Source organism: Pseudomonas sp. NFX183 (assembly GCF_047943075.1).
Taxonomy (GTDB): Bacteria; Pseudomonadota; Gammaproteobacteria; order Pseudomonadales; family Pseudomonadaceae; genus Aquipseudomonas.
Map to the genome: position 1 here is coordinate 3,812,169 of NZ_CP181333.1, position 20,486 is coordinate 3,832,654.

General features: G+C 58.2%; 28 protein-coding genes and 1 tRNA gene. 15 read left to right on the forward strand and 14 right to left on the reverse strand.

All coding sequences use genetic code 11. The features are described from left to right. Positions 1 to 28: 28 nt before the first annotated feature. Both ACM530_RS17815 and ACM530_RS17820 read right to left on the reverse strand, forming a co-directional pair. Entirely contained in the window at positions 29 to 769 is a 741-nt protein-coding gene (locus tag ACM530_RS17815) for a 1-acylglycerol-3-phosphate O-acyltransferase (RefSeq protein ID WP_416362786.1), read from the reverse strand. Positions 770 to 982: 213 nt separating this feature from the next. Next, positions 983 to 1,675, reverse strand: coding sequence for a crotonase/enoyl-CoA hydratase family protein (locus ACM530_RS17820; protein WP_145159212.1), 693 nt, complete (start codon positions 1,673 to 1,675; stop codon positions 983 to 985). Positions 1,676 to 2,011: 336 nt separating this feature from the next. On the opposite strand from ACM530_RS17820, the gene ACM530_RS17825 reads away from it, so the two are divergent. From ACM530_RS17825 to ACM530_RS17850, 6 genes are all read left to right on the forward strand, one after another. After that, positions 2,012 to 2,101: transfer RNA gene (locus ACM530_RS17825), tRNA-Ser, on the forward strand. A gap of 193 nt (positions 2,102 to 2,294) precedes the next feature. Then, entirely contained in the window at positions 2,295 to 2,852 is a 558-nt protein-coding gene (locus ACM530_RS17830) for a helix-turn-helix domain-containing protein (RefSeq protein ID WP_106576207.1), read from the forward strand. A 116-nt stretch (positions 2,853 to 2,968) separates the two neighbouring features. Then, positions 2,969 to 3,544 carry an HD domain-containing protein gene (locus ACM530_RS17835; protein WP_106576208.1) on the forward strand — a complete coding sequence of 192 codons (576 nt, stop codon included), beginning with the start codon at positions 2,969 to 2,971 and terminating at the stop codon, positions 3,542 to 3,544. Between the two features lie 269 nt (positions 3,545 to 3,813). Beyond that, a complete protein-coding gene (locus tag ACM530_RS17840) occupies positions 3,814 to 4,068 on the forward strand; it encodes a hypothetical protein (protein WP_416362787.1) in 255 nt (84 codons plus the stop codon). A 247-nt stretch (positions 4,069 to 4,315) separates the two neighbouring features. Further along, a complete protein-coding gene (locus tag ACM530_RS17845) occupies positions 4,316 to 4,561 on the forward strand; it encodes a hypothetical protein (protein WP_416362788.1) in 246 nt (81 codons plus the stop codon). Continuing rightward, the gene (locus tag ACM530_RS17850) at positions 4,558 to 4,809 is read left to right on the forward strand and encodes a hypothetical protein (RefSeq protein WP_262208487.1); all 252 of its coding nucleotides are present in this window, start codon (positions 4,558 to 4,560) and stop codon (positions 4,807 to 4,809) included. Before ACM530_RS17845 ends, ACM530_RS17850 begins: the two co-directional genes overlap by 4 nt. Here ACM530_RS17850 and ACM530_RS17855 read toward each other — a convergent pair. From ACM530_RS17855 to ACM530_RS17895, 9 genes are all read right to left on the reverse strand, one after another. After that, positions 4,793 to 5,977: an Arm DNA-binding domain-containing protein gene (locus ACM530_RS17855; protein ID WP_416362789.1), complete on the reverse strand. Its 1,185-nt coding sequence runs from the start codon at positions 5,975 to 5,977 to the stop codon at positions 4,793 to 4,795. The genes ACM530_RS17850 and ACM530_RS17855 overlap by 17 nt on opposite strands. Before the next feature lie 106 nt (positions 5,978 to 6,083). Continuing rightward, positions 6,084 to 6,254, reverse strand: coding sequence for a hypothetical protein (locus ACM530_RS17860; protein ID WP_262208484.1), 171 nt, complete (start codon positions 6,252 to 6,254; stop codon positions 6,084 to 6,086). After that, positions 6,247 to 6,495, reverse strand: a complete 249-nt coding sequence (locus tag ACM530_RS17865; protein WP_416362790.1) for a hypothetical protein — start codon at positions 6,493 to 6,495, stop codon at positions 6,247 to 6,249. Before ACM530_RS17865 ends, ACM530_RS17860 begins: the two co-directional genes overlap by 8 nt. 65 nt (positions 6,496 to 6,560) lie before the next feature. After that, positions 6,561 to 6,854, reverse strand: a complete 294-nt coding sequence (locus tag ACM530_RS17870) for a hypothetical protein (protein WP_106576218.1) — start codon at positions 6,852 to 6,854, stop codon at positions 6,561 to 6,563. Positions 6,855 to 6,869: 15 nt separating this feature from the next. After that, a complete protein-coding gene (locus tag ACM530_RS17875) occupies positions 6,870 to 9,668 on the reverse strand; it encodes a toprim domain-containing protein (protein WP_416362791.1) in 2,799 nt (932 codons plus the stop codon). A gap of 5 nt (positions 9,669 to 9,673) precedes the next feature. Further along, positions 9,674 to 9,907 (reverse strand): hypothetical protein, encoded by a 234-nt coding sequence (locus ACM530_RS17880; protein ID WP_122456916.1) that lies wholly within the window; start codon positions 9,905 to 9,907, stop codon positions 9,674 to 9,676. Between the two features lie 73 nt (positions 9,908 to 9,980). Then, a complete protein-coding gene (locus ACM530_RS17885) occupies positions 9,981 to 10,217 on the reverse strand; it encodes a hypothetical protein (RefSeq protein ID WP_416362792.1) in 237 nt (78 codons plus the stop codon). Continuing rightward, positions 10,214 to 10,693 (reverse strand): YmfL family putative regulatory protein, encoded by a 480-nt coding sequence (locus tag ACM530_RS17890; protein WP_416362793.1) that lies wholly within the window; start codon positions 10,691 to 10,693, stop codon positions 10,214 to 10,216. The genes ACM530_RS17885 and ACM530_RS17890 overlap by 4 nt, the downstream gene beginning before the upstream one ends. A 29-nt stretch (positions 10,694 to 10,722) precedes the next feature. Beyond that, positions 10,723 to 10,935, reverse strand: a complete 213-nt coding sequence (locus tag ACM530_RS17895; RefSeq protein WP_416362794.1) for a DNA-binding protein — start codon at positions 10,933 to 10,935, stop codon at positions 10,723 to 10,725. A gap of 141 nt (positions 10,936 to 11,076) precedes the next feature. On the opposite strand from ACM530_RS17895, the gene ACM530_RS17900 reads away from it, so the two are divergent. Together ACM530_RS17900 and ACM530_RS17905 are read left to right on the forward strand one after the other, a co-directional pair. Further along, positions 11,077 to 11,370: a helix-turn-helix domain-containing protein gene (locus tag ACM530_RS17900; RefSeq protein WP_416365102.1), complete on the forward strand. Its 294-nt coding sequence runs from the start codon at positions 11,077 to 11,079 to the stop codon at positions 11,368 to 11,370. 75 nt (positions 11,371 to 11,445) lie between these two features. Then, positions 11,446 to 11,631 carry a hypothetical protein gene (locus tag ACM530_RS17905; protein WP_262208474.1) on the forward strand — a complete coding sequence of 62 codons (186 nt, stop codon included), beginning with the start codon at positions 11,446 to 11,448 and terminating at the stop codon, positions 11,629 to 11,631. Positions 11,632 to 11,669: 38 nt separating this feature from the next. On the opposite strand, the gene ACM530_RS17910 is transcribed toward ACM530_RS17905, so the two are convergent. From ACM530_RS17910 to ACM530_RS17920, 3 genes are all read right to left on the reverse strand, one after another. Then, on the reverse strand, positions 11,670 to 11,927 hold the full coding sequence (locus tag ACM530_RS17910; protein ID WP_169985585.1) for an ogr/Delta-like zinc finger family protein: 258 nt from the start codon (positions 11,925 to 11,927) through the stop codon (positions 11,670 to 11,672). A 74-nt stretch (positions 11,928 to 12,001) separates the two neighbouring features. Further along, the gene (locus tag ACM530_RS17915; protein ID WP_416365103.1) at positions 12,002 to 12,871 is read right to left on the reverse strand and encodes a phage portal protein; all 870 of its coding nucleotides are present in this window, start codon (positions 12,869 to 12,871) and stop codon (positions 12,002 to 12,004) included. Further along, positions 12,783 to 14,834, reverse strand: a complete 2,052-nt coding sequence (locus ACM530_RS17920) for a terminase large subunit domain-containing protein (protein ID WP_416362795.1) — start codon at positions 14,832 to 14,834, stop codon at positions 12,783 to 12,785. The genes ACM530_RS17915 and ACM530_RS17920 overlap by 89 nt, the downstream gene beginning before the upstream one ends. Before the next feature lie 163 nt (positions 14,835 to 14,997). Here ACM530_RS17920 and ACM530_RS17925 point away from each other — a divergent pair, with 163 nt between their 5' ends. From ACM530_RS17925 to ACM530_RS17955, 7 genes are all read left to right on the forward strand, one after another. Beyond that, positions 14,998 to 15,912 carry a GPO family capsid scaffolding protein gene (locus tag ACM530_RS17925; RefSeq protein WP_416362796.1) on the forward strand — a complete coding sequence of 305 codons (915 nt, stop codon included), beginning with the start codon at positions 14,998 to 15,000 and terminating at the stop codon, positions 15,910 to 15,912. Between the two features lies 1 nt (position 15,913). After that, positions 15,914 to 16,933, forward strand: a complete 1,020-nt coding sequence (locus ACM530_RS17930; protein ID WP_416362797.1) for a phage major capsid protein, P2 family — start codon at positions 15,914 to 15,916, stop codon at positions 16,931 to 16,933. Beyond that, positions 16,930 to 17,655, forward strand: a complete 726-nt coding sequence (gpM, locus tag ACM530_RS17935) for a phage terminase small subunit (protein WP_416362798.1) — start codon at positions 16,930 to 16,932, stop codon at positions 17,653 to 17,655. The genes ACM530_RS17930 and gpM overlap by 4 nt, the downstream gene beginning before the upstream one ends. Positions 17,656 to 17,754: 99 nt before the next feature. Beyond that, positions 17,755 to 18,225, forward strand: coding sequence for a head completion/stabilization protein (locus ACM530_RS17940; RefSeq protein ID WP_262208575.1), 471 nt, complete (start codon positions 17,755 to 17,757; stop codon positions 18,223 to 18,225). Then, entirely contained in the window at positions 18,222 to 18,671 is a 450-nt protein-coding gene (locus tag ACM530_RS17945) for a phage tail protein (RefSeq protein WP_262208467.1), read from the forward strand. Before ACM530_RS17940 ends, ACM530_RS17945 begins: the two co-directional genes overlap by 4 nt. Next, positions 18,661 to 19,341, forward strand: a complete 681-nt coding sequence (locus ACM530_RS17950; protein WP_416362799.1) for a virion morphogenesis protein — start codon at positions 18,661 to 18,663, stop codon at positions 19,339 to 19,341. Before ACM530_RS17945 ends, ACM530_RS17950 begins: the two co-directional genes overlap by 11 nt. An 11-nt stretch (positions 19,342 to 19,352) precedes the next feature. Then, entirely contained in the window at positions 19,353 to 20,480 is a 1,128-nt protein-coding gene (locus ACM530_RS17955) for a DUF2586 domain-containing protein (protein WP_416362800.1), read from the forward strand. Positions 20,481 to 20,486: the final 6 nt, after the last annotated feature.

Genomic DNA, 20,486 nt, shown 5'->3' on the forward strand with positions numbered 1-20,486 from the left:
GTACGGGGGGCAAAGCGCCCTCAAAAAATCACAAAGGCGCAGGTGCCCAAGCGGCCTGCAGTTCACGGTCCATCTGCGCAATACACTCATCCATCTGCTTCTGACACGCCTGCATCAACGCCGGGATGTCATCCGAAGTCAGTCCTACGGTAGGAATCGGCGGCAGCGAGCGTATGAGTACATCACCGCTGTCCCAGCGATTAAGCTGCATGTGCGTGACGTAATTGCTGACACACACCTGCACGATGGGCACACCCGCCGCAATCGCCATATGAAACGCGCCTTTCTTGAACGGCAGCAACCCCTTGCCCAAGTTGCGTGTACCTTCCGGGAACACCCAGATCGATGTGTCTTCATGCTGCAAAGTGCGCGTCGTGGTGAGCATCGCGCGCCGCGCCTTGTGCGCGTTGCCCCGGTCGATCAGCACATTGCCCGCCAACCAGAACAACTGGCCGAACAGCGGCACCCATTTCAGGCTTTTTTTGGCAATGCACACCGTGCGATGCGGCACCACAGTGCCCAGCACAAACAGGTCGTAGTTGGACTGGTGGTTGGCGATGATCACGCACGTGCCGGGCTTATTACGCAGCGAGTCGACGTCCGCCCTCACGTTCAGTCGCAACATCCACATCGCGGGCAACCCATACAGGCGAGCGCACAAACGGCTGTTATCCGGGTCGAACGGCCGACAGATGCCCAGCAGCACACCCAGCACACCGGCGACCATAAAGTGCAGGCCCATCAACAACATACGTAACAGAAAAAGCATCGACACAGCCCATCGGGACAAAAGGTGGCGCAGTGTACGGATGTGCACTGTATTCGGCAATTGCCCCTACAGACGTGGGAGATAGGCGATGTTTAAGCACATGTTTCAATGTGTGCCGGCAGCGCCCAGCTAGAGCGGTTTAAGACGTATCCCCATTTTTTGTAAGAAAAAGCCCGACTCAAGGTCGGGCTTTGGCACAACATGGGTAAGGCATCAGATCAGGTTATGCCCCTGATCCTGGATGATTGCGTCATCCAAGGCTTCCAGCAGTGCCTTACGCACCTTCAACTTGGTGTGCTTATGAGCGTTCATGTTGATCTTCTTCAACTGGCGCGCCGCTTCCAGGGCCGCCGCGTGCAACTCTTCTGGCGCAACCACTTTATCCAGGAAGCCGGCTGCCAAGGCACCTTGCGGGTCAAACATTTCGGCATTGATGACCGAACGGTGAAACGCCGACTTGCGCAGACGATCCCGCGCCAACTCGATACCGGCGTGATGCATGGTCATGCCGATCGCCACTTCATTCAGGCCAATGCTGAACGGGCCTTCCACACCAATGCGGTAATCGGCCGACAACAGCAGGAATGCACCTTTGGCCACCGCGTGCCCAGGGCACGCCACAATCACCGGAAACGGGTGCGACAGCAGGCGACGCGCCAACGTCGAGCCCGACGTCACCAGGCTGATGGCCTCTTTAGGCCCGGCTGTCATCACCTTCAAATCATAACCACCCGACAGAATCCCCGGCGTGCCGGTGATGATCACCACCGCGCGATCCTTCTCGGCCTGATCCAGTGCCGCATTAAACTCACTGACGACGGCCGGAGAAATGGCATTCACCTTGCCGTTGCTCAAGGTCAGGGTCGCGATACCGTCTTCGAGGTGGTAGGCAATCAACTCACTCATGACGCGGTTCCTTGTAGGATTTGTTATAGATAGGCTGCTTATAGAAGCGCATGCGCAGACGTTACCCACCACACCCGCCCCGGTAAAGCGCCGTGACTGACTACACAGTCAGACTTTTCCTGCATCCCCAAGGGTAGACGGCCCGGAGCAGGGCGCAGCAGCCCCACCAAACGCGTACCGCCGATGCCCGAGAATGGCAGATTCACCGTCCCTCGCTGGGTGGGTAACGGCATAACTGTCTAAGCGCATGAAAATTCTGAAAAAAACCTTTGCCATCAGAAAGGCTTTCGACTACATTAGCGCGCCTCGACAGACTGAACTGGTTTGACGAGATACGGTGAAGTGTCCGAGTGGCTTAAGGAGCACGCCTGGAAAGTGTGTATACAAGAAATTGTATCGAGAGTTCGAATCTCTCCTTCACCGCCACATTCTGAAAACGCAAGCCCCTGATTTTCCTAGAGAAAATCGGGGGTTTGTGGTTTTTAACATCTAAAAAATGGCCCCATGGGACCACCATGGGACTGGCGCACTATCCTGGTGCAGAAAAGAGGCCCGCGAGTTGAAGGGGTTTCCTTGCGTTGTTCAGCCTGGCCCACCCGCCATCCTCTCGGAATCTGACATGCCTGATATGTTGCTAAAGCCAGCCTTGCCTGGCGTTGCTCTCAGGCGATGGCGTCTGTTGCATAGAGTTAAACAATCCCATGCCGCGGAGTTGTTTAAAGTCACCCAGTCAACCATTTCTCGCTGGGAAAGTGGTGTACTGGCAATCGATCCCATCGCGCACGAAAAGCTTGAGCAATTGCTGGCTGCTCGCCTCGATGCAGCCGCTGATCAAGCCTTGGCTCGTCTGGTTAAGGAAAGCTCGCGGCCCGTTCATCTCATATGTGACCTAACGCATCGTTTGCTGGCGTGCTCTCCCGCGCGTGCCGCGCAGTTCGCCAGCCCGATTAGCGACTTGCTTGGTCATTCGCTATGGAGATTCGCGACGCCAGAGATCATTGGCAAGGAATACGCGCTGAATAAATCGGGATGGCGGGAAGCGTTCGCGCCGCCCGCGCTGGAGTTTGGAACTGGTAACAATGACTCTTCCCTTATTCCGATCAGGGAAAGTATGTGTCGCTGGACACGTATACCCCTCTCGGACGGAACTGCAGCACGTTTGGTAGAGACGCTCTGACGCCCACACCTGCGTCGGCGCGCATATTTTATGCGTGGACGCCGACCATTTTGAGTTCTAGTCTGGCTTAAATATGGTGATTAGCATGCTGTTCACCGACTGAGCCAGAGGGGTTTATGGACATCGAAAAAATCAAAGGGCGTCTCGAGTTCTTACGCGAGGCGGAAAAGCTTAAAGATGTACTTAGAAGCGCGCACACCTCTTCCGGGCGCGCTGAAAGCACGGCAGAGCATAGCTGGCGTCTTTGCCTCATGGCGATTGTCTTTGGGGACTATCTGACCAGCCTCGATAGGCTGAAAATGCTCAAGATGTGTGTCATCCATGACTTGGGAGAGGCTATCAACGGCGACATTTCCGCCGTCAATAAAGATTCGTTTCCCAACAAGAGCGAGCAAGAGAGAACCGATCTCCTTCAGTTGACCAGCGCTTTGGATGAATCGTTGAAAGCGGAGATATTGGCACTTTGGGATGACTACGAAAATGCTCTATCACCTGAGGCGGTAGCCGTTAAGGCGCTAGATAAGTTGGAAACAATGCTTCAGCACAACCAGGGCAAGAATCCACCGGACTTCGATTACGAATTTAATCTTGCCTATGGCAAAAAATACACAGATGCCGCCCCTCTGTTTGAGGCGCTTCGCAATATCATCGACCAAGACACCAAAGAAAATATTCTGGCTAATCCTAAATGAACCAGCTCACAACACTGCTAGCGCAACCTATTTTTTCGCGGCTGCAGGCGAGCGCCCCAGGCAGGTGGTCATCGAAGTTCAAATAACGCCGCTTATGTCAAAAAGGCCCCCACACTTACGCCAGGTGTGGGGGCCTTTTTTTGTGCACTCGGAAACCAGCACCCCCTAGACTGGTACACCAGCCCCCCCTAGACTGGTTTTACGCACTGACTCTCACTCACTCTGACAAAAGCGATCACCATGCACACACTCACCCGCGGCGCACAGTCATGAGCGAACCATACGACGAAGCGCCCATAGCTGTACGTGGCCCTATTAACGTGGTCCTGGAAGCCTGGCGCAGTCGCTGGGTCATGATGGGGCAGTCACTTTACTGCGTAGACTGTTATGCCGGACAAGATGCGCTGTATGCAGCCCAGGCCTTTGTACACAAGCAAAGCTGCACCTTAATCGTGCCCACATTCCAATACCCATGGTATGAACTGCGCGGCGCACTGGGGCACCTGCCGAAGGTTAAACTGTGATCCTTGATCATTTCCTAGCCTCACAGCTTCCTGCGTCTAGCGCTGTCGGCGACTTTGCCCTGGGCCTGTGGAATGACCACTGGCTCATGAGTCATGAGGCTGTGCGTTGCCGCTTCTGTTTGGCCGCTCAAAAGCCGAGTAACGCCAATGAACCGCTTCACCACTGCCCGGGCTGCGACACTAGCGAGGAGCATTACCCGTTACGTGACCTAGCTAAAATCCTGGCCAATCTGTCGGCGGTGCCGGCATGAGCGTCAGTCAACAGCTGGACGCCATCAGCCTGCCGCCGGGACTGCGCACCAAAATGCAAAACCATTTCTCGCGCCTGGGCCATGCTGAGGATCTACACGCCCTGGAGCTGGCCCAGGCGCGCGCCCAAGGTTTTGTCGAAGGGGTAGAGACAGCGCGCGCGCTGACCCCGGCCACCATCGAGGCGCTGTATATCGCCGTTGAAGACGCGGCCGCCGCGCGGCACCGGGAGCTGAGGCCATGATCGGGGAGGCCATCCAGTCGGACACGCTAAAAGCCCTGGTCAGTCAGCACGCGATCCGTGAAGCGGTAGTAGGCCGCGTGGCCGGCGACGATGCTAAGTGGACGCTCTCTATCCGTCTCGGCGGCCCCACCGCGCGCCTGGTGCCGGTGCGCTCCCGGCGGGAGCCCTTGCGCACCTGGGCCAGCCTTACTGCGGTGGGTCGTTTCGCCGAGTCGTTGGGCATTACGGCGTTCAGTGTAGAACTGTGACCGGCGAGAGCTTTAGTGCCAGCTGTAGCATGCCAACCACGTCCGGCCCATCCTCGTTGATCCATGTTCCATAGTGCTGGCGAATCATGTTGCCGTTGGTGTGCCCCATCTGTTCGGCGATCCAGTCAATTGAGGCAATGCCCGTCGTCAGCAGCTGGCTGGCGTAAGTGTGCCGGCACTGCCCTGGACCGCGATAGCGGACCCCGGCGGCGAGCAAATGAGCTTTGAAAAAACGATCACGCACGACAAAATCGTTGGCGTGTGGCAAACCGCTTTTGGTGTTTAAGAACACAAAATGCAACGTGTGCCGGCGTGCGGTTTTATTGTCCCGCTCGACGATTTCAACGGTTTCGGCTTTTCTTTTGCGTGTCAGTGCCTCGACTTTGCGCAGCGCATCCCAGGCCGGCGCCAGTAAACGAACCTTGCGCATCGAGCGCCGAGTTTTCGTGACGCGATAAGCGCCGCGCACCTTCGATCGACGGAAGGTCACCGTGCCGTGTTCCAGGTCGACGTCTTCCCACGCCAGGGCGATAGTCTCGGATACCCGGGGCCCGGCCCAAATCATGAACTGCACCATCAGCAACTCAAGCGTGCGGGTGGTCGGTGTTTCCAGGATCTGTTTGATTTCCGCCCGGGTAAATGGGTCCGGTGCCTCGGGATCGGGCAGGCGCACCATTAAACCTTCGGTGGGATCGTGCGCGACTTTCATCCTCGTGCGGTACAGTCGGAACACCTGACGCACGTTGCTGATGATGTCGCGGATGGTCTTATTTTTGAGGGTTTGGGACAGCGTGCCCTGGATCCACTCTTGCAGGTCCAGGTGATCGATCGCATTTATCTGCACTTTGCCCCAGCGCGGCCGCACATGCACTTCGGCCTTGTTGGCGTAACCCCGGTAACTGGATGCGGCTACGTTGTTGGCTTTGATCCGCAACCATAGGTCCAGGTAATGCCCGAAGGTGTTTTCCACCAGCCTGGCTGAATTGGGGAAGTGGCGCGCGTAGTCAAAAGTGCCGGCTAGGATTTCGTATTCGATGATGGCAAGTAGGCGTTTAGCCTGGGCGACGTTCGCCGGCGTGTTTCCTCCTGGTAGCGATTCGCGGCATTTACTGCCTTCGTATTGAAAATAGATTCTCACGGAATTACCGCGAGCTTCGACCCCACTCATGTAAACCCCTAACGCTGCACTCGTATAGCGACAGTCTGACGATCGGAAACAAAAAGGCCCGTTCCCGGGCCAAGTATCTGGAAGCGCATCTTCTGGTGGACGCGGCTTATGGCTTGGGCTTGTGGTTGCGCAGATGGGCATTCAGCCGCTGGCGTTGCCGGCTGCATTGCTCGTGGTTGCCCTGGGCGCGCCACCGACCGCATACGTCGCAAACGCTGGTGTAGTCGATGTTCCAGGGAAAGCGTCGTGCGCGAGTTGCAGGGGATTGCTTAGGCATGGCGCGCCGCCCCCCGGGATGAGCTGTTGGCGAGCAGCTTCGCAACGACAGTCGCATCTGTTTCGCTCAGGTCGCCCAGAGTGCTGGCCATCTGGCTGAGGCTCTCGAGGCGGATGCGTGATGCAGGGGTTTTGTGCACCAGGTAGCCAATGATGGCCGCGCCGATAATCGCGGTGGCCACCAGGTGCCGCGCCGGTGTGGTAGCCTTCGCGGCGCTGCTGCTTAGGTTCTGTGCTTGCATGGTATAGCCCTCTGTTGCGGTCGGGTGTCGAGGAGCTGCAACTCCTCGGCACTGTTTTTTAAAGGTCAGTCCTTGCGGGCCAGGTGGATCACCAGGCCATCAAACTTTGGTTCATGCTCACTGCATGATTGCCATTCCAGCACCCTCAAGATCTGTTGCCGGCTGCAGTCGTCCACAAGGATTTCGCGTTGGCCACCGGCTGCGCGCACTTCCAAAATCTCCAGCAAGCCATCCTCCCCATAAGCCTGGGCCTGGATGATCGGCGCACTTTCTCCCGTGAATTCCAGTCGGTCCTGAACTGATTGGAGCTTGCTGGTTTTGCCGTCGCCGGCACTGCCCATAAATACTTGGATTTGCATCGGTCTTGCTCTCCTTTACGCTTTGAATGTCCAGCACTTGACTGTTGTTGGCCGGGGTTGTGAACACGGGTTGCGGGTGTTGAAGGCAGCACGAACAGCGCTGTGCACCGCTTTGTTGCTGTCCAGAAATTTGCGGGAACGGGATTCCTTGAGCAGATCGCGCAACGTGGCCACGTCGGCCAACTTCTGTTTGTGTTCGGCGGCGCGCTCACAGAATTCGTTGAGATTGATAGCGATCACTGTGGGGTCGCTGCTGTGGTCGACCACCGGGTCTTCGCTCAAGGATTCGAGGTAGTCGTAGACCTCCCAAAACTCGGCCACGGCCGAATGGTCGGAACTGATCGAAGCCTGGCGCTCAATGGCCATCCGCACGATCTGGCGCTGGGTGGCAGCGACCTGGGCGTCACTCAGTTTCAGCACCAGGCGCAGGCAATCCATCAGCGAGAGCAGCTGCGCGTGGTTCTTGCTGATTCGCTCGACACGGATGTACCCGCGCAAGTCATAACCGCAACTGCTGCAGTTACCCTGATCGCTGGTATAGGCGGTGCCGCAGGCAAAACATTGGGTATGCAGGCGACGCAGCTTCGCTTCGTGTTCGGGCATACGTTGGGCGAACAGCTCAAGCACCGCGGACTCTTTGCCTACAGCCCGTAATAGAAAGTGGCTGAGGGTGCCGCCGTCCAAAGCGTTTAACTGATCAGCTGCAGCGCGGCTTTCCGGTGTAACGATGGGGCGTACAAAGTGCAGTTTTACGATGCGCGTCATGATCGCTTCGTGGGCGACCACGGCCGCGTTTTGGCTGATTGCGATCGTTCCCCGGAATGGAGGTTCATACGTTTCGTTGCCCGCTGTCTTGACGCCTTTGGTGGCCAAGGTGCCGCCGCCGTAGAAGTCTTTTAGCTCATCCCATTCGAAGGTTTTAGCGTGTGCCCGATCATCGCTGTGACGATCGGCTTCAAGGAAAACAACCGGCATGCCGGACACTTGGCCCATCAGACGAGAGCGTCCGGCCTTGGTCGATTTCATAGGGTCGAAGCCCTCATAGCCTTCGCGGCCGAGTAACTTCCAGAGCAGATTCAGCAGGGTAGTTTTACCGGCGCCAGCCTCACCGGTGGCCTCCAGGAACGGGAAGGACTGGTAGCGGGCGCGGATCTGTTCGCAGAACAGCGAGCCGAAGAAGAACACCAGGGCGACAAAGCCCTGTGCACCGAAGCAGGTCCACAGCAGCTGCACCCACTTTTCATCAAAGCTCTTTGCTTCGCGCTGCAGCTTGATGGGAACGCCTTTCTGCAGGGTTTTTAGGCGCAGTTTGCCGAACTCGAAATAGTCTTCGCTGTTGACCTTGTAGGTGGTGCCGTCCTTAATCGCGATGTCACCGTAGACGTAGCAGGCGTATTCCTTGCTGTAGCCCACGTAGTCGATGGTCGACACAGTTTTGATGCCGAACAGTTGGTCCTTCATAAGCTTGTCGAGCTGCTGTCCACTGCCGGTAAACATTGCGCCCGCCGCCATGCCGAGCAGCCGCTTTTTGAATTCGCTTGCGGCCGACAGCTGGCCGCTGGTGAAGGTGTTTTTCACGCTTTCGGAGTCGTGTGGGAAGTCCACGCGCAGGTAGTACCAGGATTCGTCCGTTACCTCGTTACGCTGGAAGTACAGGGCTTGTGGGTAGCAGTTGGCAATCTCCACAACACTACCGGACTGCTGCAAGGCTTTTTCGCGTTGTTGCGCCTGGTTGAGCAGTTGGTCGTCGTGGTTCTCGCTGTCCTCGATGTCGGACATGGCCCGGTTGAATTTCTCCATGTCCAACTTGAACCAGTACAGGCGGCTACCGAAGCCCAGGTGAAATTCCCCGCGCTTGTTCCAGTCGTACATCAGCAAGGCCTTTTCCGCTGCGCTCTCGGCCAGCAGCAGGGCACCCTGGTGACGGGCTTGCTTGAGGTCTGCAGCGATCTGTTCGGCGCGCTTGGTGTCGTCCTGGATGAAGCCCCAACGTTGATGAAGGTCGTTCCAATCTGACTTGCGGCCGTCACGTTGCGGGATCTGCGCAGACTCACAAACAAAGCCCAGAGCGCGGGCTTCGCGTACCCAGCGCCGGGTGTATGCGTTGGCGCTGGGTTCGTTATCAAGTGCCCAAACCAGCTTGGGCAACTTCCCGCCATCGCGGATTTTGACCAACGCTTTAAGCGAATCCCCTGGGAACGCATTAGAGGACATGGCCGAGACAGCCGCTATGTCGTTGTGCACCAAAGCGATGGCATCGAAGATCCCTTCGACAATCCAGATTTCCTTGGCTTCAAGAAGGTCGACGCAGGGCGGGCACCACCAAACGCCGCGATAGCTGTCCTTGGATTTGAAGCGGGCTTTCATCTTGCCGAAGCGGTGCGGCTGATCGATCAGGCGTTCCCACCAACCGCCTTTTTCCAGGGCGAAGCGTACCGTTGCGCTGCCGGCGTTGTGTTCAGCGGAGTAGAACGTTTCCTGGGTGAACCAGCCCTGGATCAGCTCAAACCGAAAGCCCCTGGCAAACTCAAGGTAGGCGCGTGCTGTTGCGTTAGGGTGCTGGTCTGTCGCCGGCGCTCGCTTGCTCCAGTCTTCGAACAGATCGTCATACAGCTCTTTTACGTGCAGGATGTGGCCACACTTTTCGGGGCGACCACAAATCACTATCCATGGCGTATCAAAGCGGGAATACAGTTCTTTCTTTTTGCACTTCGGACATGTGCCGCCGCGCATGTAGTCGGTGCCCGTGCGGTGCTTGAGCCCGAAGTCGGCCTGAAGGCGTTGCAGCACGTCGTGACGAAGGTCTTCTTTCATTGGGGTTACTTCACTGCTTTGAGGCTGTGGGACAGGGCCGCCATGAGGCGTTTTTGCGCAGCCATGACCGGGATGTGGGCCAGAATGGCGCCGTGGCGCAGACCGGCCGCAACAAGGCGGAATTGGTCGGCATACCAGTGTTCATTGAGGCTCAAGCGATACTGTTCCCGCAGGTTGGCCAGCAACGCTTCGGCTTCGGCTGGGGGCAGTTGTGTGGTGACAATTACGGCGTTTGCCATCGTTAAACCTCAATTTCGGGCGCAGCTCACCCAAACCCACGGATGTGGGGCCGGCGATTGGTTGGGTTGGGTGTTACGAGTTTGCGGTGCGTTGGCGGTGTGCCAGGTCCAACAACTCGATGTGGGCAAGGTCGGTCAGTTTGGTTGCGACCAGTTCAGCCACGTCTAGGTTCTCCACCAGATGCGTAACCGCCCGTTTGCGCAGTGCCGACAAGTCGCCTAAGTATTCGGCTTGGTGGCGTCTAAGGAATGCCAGTGCAGCGTTCTGCACGCACTGTTGGTAGTCCAAAGCATTTGTCTGAATGTTCATTTGCCTTTCCCTGACTTAGCGCGGTAGAGGTCGATGGCGGCATAAATTTCGGCAGTGCGCGCGGCTATGTGCAAGACGTGCGCGTTTAGGATCAGCTCGGCCTCGTCTTCGGTGATTACGCCGTCCTCGATCGCCTGAGCGATAACCTGGTCGACCGTGCCCTGTTTGGCTGAGGTCTGCACTGCCCGTGCGTACATCTCAACGTTGTCGAGGTTTTCGGGGTGGATGACCGGCACGAACATGCCGCCGTACATTGCCGCAACGTAGTTAGCCAGGTGCTGAGTGCCTGTGACCTGTTCCAGTTGAAAGATCTGTAGGTCCGTCAACGGGCGGCAGTTGTTGTTCTCGTAAGCGTGGTTATCGAACTTCTTGAGTGGTAGGCCGATGCGCGCAGCGGCGCTTTCGCGGCCACCTTCTAAGGTGCAAATGATCGCACTGACGACCTCACGCCGTGTTTTCAGAACCTGACTTTTCATCTTCTGTTGTTCCTTCAGAGATCTGGCCATTACTGTTCGATCACGCCGTCTTTGATCCCGAGTAATACGGCTGCGCGATGAGCCTCCCCGCGACGACATTGGCTTTGCCCGCTCAGTACCGCATAGACGGTGCTGGGGTTGAGTTGATGTTGGGCCGCGAAGTCCTTAGCTGACTGGCCCCGTTTTTCTAATGCTTCTCGTGCTTTACGACGGGCTTGCTCGTTAACGCTGGTGTTCGGCATAGTGCAGATCCGTGCAATTTCATGTGGTGTGAGATGCACAATGATGCACTTAGGTGCACTTGTAAATAGTAAGGATGAAAAAAAGTGCATCTTTCTGAAGATATCGGTTCTCGGCTGCAAGAAGAACGGAAGCGAAGCGGCATGACACAGAACCAGGTCGCGGAAGCACTTGGGATTGCGAAGCGCACACAGGCGAACTACGAGGCGGGATCTAGCGATGCTACGGCGTCCTACCTGAGTAAGGTGGCGGTCCAGTTCGAATTCGATGTGCCCTACATCCTCACCGGACGGCGTAGCACCCTGGCCCTTGATTCGCTGGATGATATTGAGGAGAGAATTGTTCAGCAATACCGCAGTATCCCTGCAGATGATCAAAGAGCGATTCGGCGGTTTATTCAGGCCTTGGCTGACGATGCTGCCAAAGGAATGAGCTGACCCCTCTGGTCCCGTCTTACCAGCGGCTTGCCCCCATATCATTGCTACAGCAATGGATTTTATGGAGTGGTAAGCATGTTGGATCGCACAAACGCGGATGTTGTTTACGTTGAAATTGCGGCATCTGCGCGGTATGAGCTTTCGCACATTGAGCGACGTCTGATTGGGTTGTATCGTCAGTTGAGCCCTCGCGACAAAGAGAAGTTGAGAAGACTGACCGAAGCGCTGATAAGCAACCCGGATCATTCCGACGAAGGCTGAATCCAGCGCCGTCGGCACTCGATTGTCGGTGGCGCGCTTCATGCGACGGCCTGCGATCCAAGCTTTTCAAACAGCTCCCGCTGTTGGGCTCTGGGCATATCTCTAAGGCGATCCATCAGCAGCCTGTCGAACGTCTGAGCGGACGGGCTTAACGTATGAGAAAAAGTGAGATTAGCGACCCAGGTGTGCCCACACTTTGCATCGAGGCACTGGCAGTAAAGTTTCGCAAAGTCGTCTGACAGAACCTCACGTGACGCAATTCGCCCTTTGTGTCCGCATTTGCAAGTAACTCTCATATCCCCTCCCCAGGGTGCAGCTTATTGCCACTATTTTCGCACGTGGTGCAGTATATTTCTCTAGTTGTTAAGCGTCAGATAGAGATTTCCCCTGTGCCATCGATCTTTTTCCAGTTGATACGCCTGTCCCGTCGAAGTACCTCATTCAGCTGGCTGAACAGCTGACAGATCGGCCTAATCTCGTTGCTGGTGTAGACGCGATCGATCTTTTCGATATCGCCAAACCCCCCGTTGTTTTCCGGGATGATCCCGGCCAGGGCAGGGTTCATCCGCCAGGCGGCGATCACATCGTTACGGGTGATGTTCTTCACCTTCTCCAGTTCGTCCTTGGCCTGGAAGTCCCCCACGGGAATGATCTGAATTGCGTTTTCCTTGCCGTTAGGGATGTTGACGAACATCGAACGAAAGTTGCCCACGCCCTTACTAGCGCTGATCTGGGCGCGCAGGTTTTCTTCGTCTTCCTCGGTCAAGTCCGGATCGTTGGTGTAAAAGATGTATCCCGCGTGTGCGCCGTTGCTGTAATAGCGCCGGCGGAAAAGGGTCGCGGCTTCGTTGAGTAACAGCGCCTGCAGACCGCCCAGGTAGTCGGGCACGCCGTAGATGTTCTGTTCCACGTCGTAATCCAGGACGTGTTCGATTTCGTCCTGGTCGAAGTCCATATATTTGCTGTCTGGCTGCAGCATCCTGAATCCGCCGTCGACCTTCACCCGCATGTTGATGGCCGGCAGGTGTTGCATCTCCAGCACCTCGCCAAAGGCGTTGGTATCGCGATAGAAATACGCTTCGCCAAACACCATGTAGTCCAGGCTGGCCCGGCCCATGGTCTGCGTGCTGCAGCCCTCTGAGGGGATGAATTCACGCAACAGCAAGTTGCGCTTGAATTTGGGAATGGCGCCGTGGTGCGCGTTGGCGCGTAGCAACTTGGCCAGGCCCGCCCGGGACACCGGCGGCTTGTAGATCTCGCCGTCGTCGCTGAGGAACACTCCCAGGTATTCGCCGATGTTGCCGGACAGCACCTGTTCGGGCTCCCCGAAGGTGAACGCCCGCATGGGCTGTGGCTGTTGCACCTGTCGGCTGGCTTGGGGCTTTTTGTGTCGTGGCTTGGGCATTATTTCCGCTCGTGACGTAGCGGCTACGGCGCCGCTTGTTGGTGTTGAGGGGTTCATTGAACAGGGCGTGCATGATCGACCAGGCGATGTCGGCGTGGCCGGTGGCGTCAGTGCGCGAAGCGCTGTAGGTGACCTGGCCGCTGGTGGTGGTGCCGCGCTTGATGGTCAGGAACGCCTGTGCGATGTCGGTCCAACCGGCGTCCCATTCGATGCGGCTCCCCTGGATCGTGTCCTGGGCTTTGAGTACCAGTGTGTTTTTGGTCTCGAGGCTGTAATGGATCGCTGTCGCACGCGGGTAGAAGTCGCGCACCAGGTCAAACACACCGTAGCCGATACCGGTTGTATCGATGCCGATGTGCTGCACGTTGAAACGCTCGGTAAGTTTCTTGACCTGGTCGGCCTGGTACTTGAACGACTGCCCACGCCAACTGTGTTTTTCCAGGATGCGGAATTTCGCTCCGGGTTCCAGTGGCGGAGCGACCACCACGCACGTGGCGTCGTCGCGGGTGCGGCTCGGATCGTAGCCAAGCCACACCGGGCTGTTGCCGAAAGGTCGATCCAGTTCAGGGTTGTAGTCCTCCCACAACGACAGGTCGGAGTAACACCGCTCCAGGTCTTTGAGGCCGAAGGCGCTCTGGCTGCTGTCGATGAACTTGCAGTAGAACAGCTGCTGGAATTTGTCTTCGTCGTACTCCAGCTGCAGTTGCTCGAGGTCGAACAGATCGCAGCCGCCGGCTATGGCGTCGTCCAGGGTGATGGTTTTGCGCCATTGGCCGTCCGGGCACAATGCGCCCTGGGTGTATGACGCCTCGGTGGGCCAGGTGCCGCCGGCCTTCTTGCCGCGCTTGCTGTTGCGGAATTCCTCGCCCGACCAGAACGGGTACGCTTGGTGCGAGACTGCGCTGGGCGTCGAAAAGTAGGTTTTGCGCCACTTCTTGTGGGTGCCCATGGCACTGGCCACGGTGCTGAGTTTGTCGAAGTCACGTATCCAAAAATACTCATCGACGTAGACGTGGCCATGGTAGCCCTGGGCGGTGCTGCTATTGGTCGACAAGAAACGCAGCTCGGCGCCGTTGCTGAGCGTGATCGGGTTGCCGGTCAGCTCGATGTCGAACCACTGCTTTGCAAACTGGATGATGTAACTGCGGAAAATTTCCGACTGCGAGCGGCTGGCCGACAGGAACACCTGGTTGTCGCCGGTCAGCACGGCGTCCATGAACGCTTCGCCGGCGAAGTAGTACGTCAGGCCCACCTGGCGGCTTTTCAGGATGTTGCGGACTCGGCACGTCAGCGGGTTTTGCTTGGCTGCGAACAGCTCCTGCTGATAGCGGTACATTTTGCTGATGAACTTATCCAGGAAGTCGACTTCGGTCAGCCCGCTAATGTCGTTCTTGGCTTTCTTCTCGCGTTTTTTACCGCTGCTATCCCCACGCGCCGAGCGTTCGCCACGCGGCCGCTGGCGGCCTTCCTGTGGCTCACCGGAAGTTTCCCCGATCGGTGCTGGCAACGGTTTGGCCGCTTGCTTTAACAGACGCTCGCGCACGGTGGTCAGCCGGTCCAGCTCGTTGAGTTCGTCCTTGGTCAGGCTGCCGGCTTTGTCCAGGAGGAGGGTGATTCGCCGGCCCACGGCCGTCAGCGGTTCTTCATCCGACAGCATGTCTTCCCAACCGCCCTGGCGTATCCAGTAGTAGACGATGCGGATGTTGGGCAGGTTGAGCTGCGCCTGAATTTCCTTGGCCTTACAGCGGCGCAGAAACAGGCGTTTGGCGGCTTCTTTAACTTCGGTCGAGTAGTACATGGGCCGCAGTCTATGCGGCGAAAACGCTGGAAACGCGGGGTTAAATTCCGTGATTCACCTATATCGCGGATATAGGAGAAACGCGCATTTGAACCGTTTGTTTGAGGCTTGGCGGCTCCCTATCGTGGCGGCTCATTCAACCGATTGAGCGCAGTTAACGCCCATGCCCCGTTCCCTTGTTTCGTACTGGAAACGTGTCGCCACCAGCGGCACCACCGCCGATGGTCGCGAGATCCTTCCCCAGGAACTGCGCGATATCGCTGAAACCTACAAGCCGTCCAGATACACGGCGGTGATCTGGTGCGACCACGAACGCTGGAGCGGTTCCCACGGCACCGTTTTTGCGTTGCGTCTGGTGGAGGAGGGCGAAGACCTGGAGCCCGGGCAAATCGCCTTGGAGGCACAACTCAAGCCGAATGATCGCCTTCTGCAGCTGAATGATCAGGGCCAAAAGCTGTTCTCCAGCATTGAGATCACCCCGAACTTCGCCGGCAGCGGAAAAGCCTACCTGACAGGTCTTGGCGTCACCGATGAGCCCGCCAGCCTAGGCACCCAGGAACTCTATTTTTCCAAGCAGACCCACCAAAACTCCTTCTATGCCGCCTCCGTCGAACTGGGCTCCTTTGAAGCCGAACCGCAGAGCGAGGTCGGCAAGCTGATCGGTTTGCTCACTGGCCTATTCAAGCGCTTTGCCACGGATGCCGAGCCCGTCGAACCCACCACCCCAACTGAGAGCAAAACCCCAATGGATGAAGCTACCGCAACGGCCCTTAAAGCCCTGCTGGAGCAGCTGCTTGTCGTCGCTGCCGGCATTCAGGCTGTGATTGAACCCGCCGCCGCAGATGCGCCAGAGCCAGACCAAGCACCCATCGACGACGTGAGCGCGGCCGTGGACGATATCGTCACAACCGCCGAGGAGGAACGTGAGTTCCGCCGTAGCGGTGGGTCGAACAAAGCCGTTCTGGTTCAGTTGGAGAAGCTGCAAAAGCAGTTCTCCGCACTGCAGAACACCTCGACCGGTCGCCAGTTGCCCCGCAACGCCGGCCCGGTGACCACCACCAAAAAGCGGGTGCTCTGATATGGCCCAGCCATTAAGCGCCCGTGGCGCCAAACAATATGCCGAGCTGCAGGAAGCGATGGCCGAAGCGTACGGCGTCGAGCGATCGAGCCGCATGTTCAGTGTGGAACCCACGATCGCCCAGGAGCTGAACGACGCGATCACCGCCAAGGCTGATTTCCTGGAGCGTATCAACGTCGTTCCGGTGAGTGAGATCAAGGGTGAAAAGGTCTTCATCGGTGTGAACGGCCCAGTCACTGGCCGCACCAACACCAAGACCACCGATCGAGAAGCCAAGGACGCTTCGGCGCTGGACAACACCCAATACGAACTGGCTGATACCCAGTCGGACGTGGGCCTTCCATACGCCAAGATCGATGCTTGGGCGAAGTTTCCCGACTTCAAAGAGCGTTATTCCGCCGCAGTGCAGAAGCGCATCGCGCAGGACCGAATCGTTATCGGTTTCCATGGCACCCACGCCGCCACGCAGACCGACCTGGAGAAATTTCCCAAGCTGCAGGACGTGAACAAAGGCTGGCTGCAGCAACTGCGCGAGCAGGCCCCGCAGCAGGTGCTGAAAGAGGGAGCCGCCGCCGGCAAGGTCACGCTGGGCGCCGGTGGTGACTACGCCAACCTTGATGCCCTGGTGCACGACACCAAGCAGATGGTCGACGAGATCCTGCGCGAAGACGGCGACCTGGTAGCGATTATCGGCACCGATCTGTTGGCGGCTGACAAGGCCAAGCTTTACACCAAGCAAGGCGACAAGCCGACCGAAAAAGAGCGCATCGAAGACGCGCAGGTCATTGCGACCTATGGCGGTTTGCCGGCGTTCAGCGTGCCGAACTTCCCGGTCAACGCGGTGCTGGTCACCAGTTGGGACAACCTCTCGATTTACTTCCAGGACACCAGCTGGCGTAAGCAGACGATCGAGAACCCAAAACGCTCCCGCGTCGAGGACTACAACAGCCGCAACGAAGGCTACGTGATCGAGCAGCTGGAAAAGATCGCCTTCACTGAAAACGTGGAGCTGGTGAAGTGAGCCTGGCCCTGGCGCACAAGCGCCGCACCCTGGCCTTGGGCAGCACTGCAGTAGCGGCGCTCGCCGCTACTGCGGGCTTGGCCTACACCCCGGCTGACGCCCTGAGCAGCCCCGCCAACGCACGCAAACACTTGCTGTTGCAGGAAGCGGCATTGGACCAGGACTTGGCGCGCCTGAGTGATCTCAAGAACCTGGCCAGCAAACAGTCGCTCAAGCGGGAAGAGCTGCTGCCCAAGTACCAGGAATACGTCCAGCGCTACTGCGAATCGGGGCTGAACTTTCCCAACCGCGTTGCGGTGCAGGTGATGGTCTGGCTGTTCGACATCGCCCAGTTCGAAGACGCCCTGGAGCTGGCCGACTTCCTGATGGAGCAGGGCCAGGAAATGCCAGAGCGCTTCAAACGTCGGGACATCCAGACGTTTGTTGCTGACGCCGTGTGCGAGTGGGCCTATGCCGAATACAACGCCAAGCGCAGCCCGGAGCCTTATCTGTCCGACCTACTGCCGCGCGTTGACGGCGAGTGGAACCTGACAGAGCAGATCCCCAGCAAGTACCACAAGTTGATTGGCATGCGCGCCATGGAGGCCGAGCAGTGGGACACCGCGCTCAAGCATCTGGAACGCTCCACTCAGCTGCACGCGCCGGCCGGGAACGACACTCGCATCAAAAAGGTTCGCAAGATCCTGGCAAAACAAGCGGCCGTTAACCCGGCTACCGAATAACCGACTACCCCCCCCCAGCGGGAACCTGTGGAAGTGAGCCGTCCATTTATGGACCGTCCCACTGAAAACAGGCTTCCCGCCCTATTTGAGCGGCCAGCAATGAGCTTTTCCGGGAAAACCACCACCTTCGTGGAACTGACGATCGAGAACGACGGCTTCTGGCCAGACCTCTCTGTGTCCGAATTCCAGAAGGAACAACGCCTGCCGGCTGAGTACCTGGTTGAGCTGCTGGCCGACACACTGAAAAGCGCAATGTTCGAGGTAAATACCGACCTGGCCCGCGTAAAGGCGGCGCTGCAGGCGGCTGGTATTTCGAATCTGCAGGCAGTTGCAGGTGTGGCGACTCCGGCTGAATGGGCCTATGCCCACAAAGTCACGCTCTATAAACGCGCCGTCTACAGCCGAGCCAAGGGCAATTCGCTGCCCCAGTTTGCCACCGTGACCCGTCGCGAAAGCGCCGAAAACACCGGCAAGGAAGCCCCGGAGCGGGCGGAAACGTTCTTGGCCTTCAGCCAGCAGGCCGTGCGCGCCCTGCAGGGCCGTGGCCGCATAACGGCGTCATTGCAATGATCCAGCTGCAGGCGCTGACCGCCTACCTGATGGCCCGCAACCTGGTGCCGCCTGAGCAGTTCGACAGCTGGACCGAACAGGTCAGCCTTGAGCTGATCTGGAAGCCTGACCGCGACGGCCTGCACATGGCTGACATGCGCTATCGCGCCGCGTTTTCCCTGGAGCGTTTCACCGGCCATCCCGCCAGGCTGATGGCCTTGGTGGGCAGTTGGCTGGAAACCCACGACACCGACCGCGACCGCCACGAACTGCCCGCGCCGATGTTCACCGTCGAGCCGCTCGACCAGGACAGCTTCGACGTTGAACTGTCGCTGGAATTTGTCGAGCCGCAGTACCTGGCCCAAGACCCTGCCGGCGAGATCGAGGCATTCGGCAAAACTTGGGCCTTCGTCCCGTTCGATCTGTGGATTGCCGAGCATGGCGAGGTGGGCAGCAATGGCCGCTAACCCGCTCAACCTCGATATCAGGGGCTTGCTGGACGTCGACGCCCAGTTGGCGTTGCTTGAGTCGTCGCCGCAGCTCCGCCGGCGATTGCTGAACAGAGTGACTACACGCGTTAGGACGATGAGCCGTAAGCGCGTTCGGGAGCAGAAGAACACTGACGGCACCCCGTTCGCTGAGCGCAAGGGCAGTGCCAAGGGCAAAAAGAAGATGGAAGCCGGCCTGGCCAAGCTGCTGCAGGTCACCCGCGTCAGTTCGGACGAAGCCGAACTGGGCTGGAGAAACGCCCTGACCCGCTGGGTCGCCTCGCAGCAGCACAACGGCGTCAGCGAGCGACGTACCGCTGCGCAGATGCGCCGCTGGAACAAAGTCCCACCAGGCATTGCATGCACTGACAAACAGGCCAAGCGCCTGCGTCGGTTGGGCTTTCGTGTCCGGCACAAAGGCAAAAGGGCGCTGGCCAGGCCCTCTGTAGCTTGGATTCAGGAGCATGTGAATTACGCCAAGGCCGGCCTTTTGATCCGCATTTTGAACGACGAACGAACCGAGAAAACGGGCGCGCAAAGCTGGGATATCACCCTGCCAAAACGCCAGTTCCTCGGCGTGGAAACCAGCGGCGAAACCCGCGAGCTGGTTAACCAGGTGTTTGAACAAATCCTTAATTCACCCCGCTAACGAGGCACAGCATGGCACTTGGCAAAGTCAGCGTTAACAATCTCAATCTGGGCCAAGGCGCCGTGACTGAGATCGAACGCTATTTTCTGTTTATCGGGCCTGGTCCGAAAACCGCTCCAAAAAACATCGGCAAACTGGTGCCGCTCAATACCGAAAGCGACCTCGATGCCGCCCTGGGTATTGCTGCCAGCGACCTGAAAACCCAGATCACTGCCGCTCGATTGAACGGCGGCGATCGCTGGGCCTGTCTGGCGGCGCCGATCGTGGCCGATACCGACTGGCGCGCCTCTTTGGAGACTTGCCAGCAGCAGGGCTTTTCGGTCGAGGCTGTCGTTATCACCCAGCCTGTGACCAAGGGCGACGACCTGGCGGCCATGCACGACGCGGCTGTGCTGGTTAATAACGTCTACGGCCGCCGCTTGTTCGTGATGGCCGCAACTGCCAGCCCGACAGTGCTGCAGTCCTGGTCGGAATATGTGTCCGAGCAAAAGGCAATTACCAACAACGTGGCCGCGCCGCGGGTGATGGTGGTGCCGCAGCTGCACGGCAATGACCTGGGCGTGTTGGCCGGTCGCTTGGCCAACGCTGCCGTGAGTATTGCCGACAGCCCAATGCGTGTGGCCACCGGAGCCGTAACCGGTCTGGGCAGTGTGCCGGTCGATAAAGAGGGCGTGCCGCTGCCGTCCGCGATCCGCGCCGAGTTGGACAAGTCTCGCTTTTCTGTTTCCCAGACCTACCCGGACTACCCGGGTGTTTATTGGGGCGACGGCAACATGCTGGACACCCCAGGCAGCGACTACCAGGTAATCGAATATCTGCGCCTGACGGACAAGGCGGCGCGCCAGGTGCGGCCGCTGCTGATCCGCCGTGTGGCTGATCGTCGCTTGAACAACACCCCCAACAGCATGGCCGTGAACGTCAACGCGCTGATGGCGCCACTGCGCCAGATGGCCAAGTCGGTCAAGTTCGCCGGCCAGGTGTTTCCGGGGGAGATCGAGACGCCGAAAGACGGCGACATCGTGCTGACCTGGAAGAGCAAAACCGCCGTCGAGGCGTACATCAAGCTCAAGCCCCACAACTGCCCGAAAGACCTCACGGCGAACATCGCCCTGGATCTTTCCAACGACGTTTCGGAGTAACCCCCC